This window comes from Okeania hirsuta (assembly GCF_003838195.1).
In the GTDB taxonomy this organism is placed as follows: Bacteria; Cyanobacteriota; Cyanobacteriia; order Cyanobacteriales; family Microcoleaceae; genus Okeania; species Okeania hirsuta.
In genome coordinates this window covers 1-544 of the sequence record NZ_RCBY01000705.1, presented here as the reverse complement: position 1 = coordinate 544, position 544 = coordinate 1, and the positions used below count along the sequence as shown (strand labels likewise).

The 544-nt window shown below is 47.1% G+C and carries 1 pseudogene; it reads left to right on the top strand.

The window, feature by feature from the left end:
• Positions 1 to 474: pseudogene (locus tag D5R40_RS33785) on the top strand (peptide chain release factor-like protein); the annotation flags it as partial.
• Between the last annotated feature and the right edge of the window lie 70 nt (positions 475 to 544).

The window sequence follows — 544 nt, the reverse complement described above, 5'->3', positions numbered from 1 at the left end:
CGCAGGGTAAGCGTATGACTTCTTTTGCTTCCGTTTTTGTCCACCCTATGGTGGATGAACGGATTGAGATTGAAATTAATCCGGCAGATTTGGATTGGGATACCTTTCGATCAAGTGGTGCCGGTGGACAGCACGTAAACAAAACGGAATCGGCAGTGCGCGTTCGCCACCTTCCCAGTGGGATTGTGGTAGAATGTCAGGAGGAGCGATCTCAACATATGAATAGAGATAAGGCCATTCAAATGCTGAAATCCCGTCTGTATGAACGCGATTTGGAACGACAACGAGCTGAGCGCGAAAAGGTGGAAGCCGGGAAAATGAAGAATTGAATGGGATCGCAAATCCGTAGTTATTGTACTGGATGATCGCCGTGTTAAGGACCATCGCACACAGCATCAGACCAGTCAAACCGATGCCGTATTATCTGGAGAAATAGATGAATTTCTCAAAGCTTTTTTGATGCACCACAATTAATCCTGGATGGCCCAAACCTATCCGATAAGCACCCGCATCTGGCGAATTGTACAGTTTGCTGCAGTCTGTG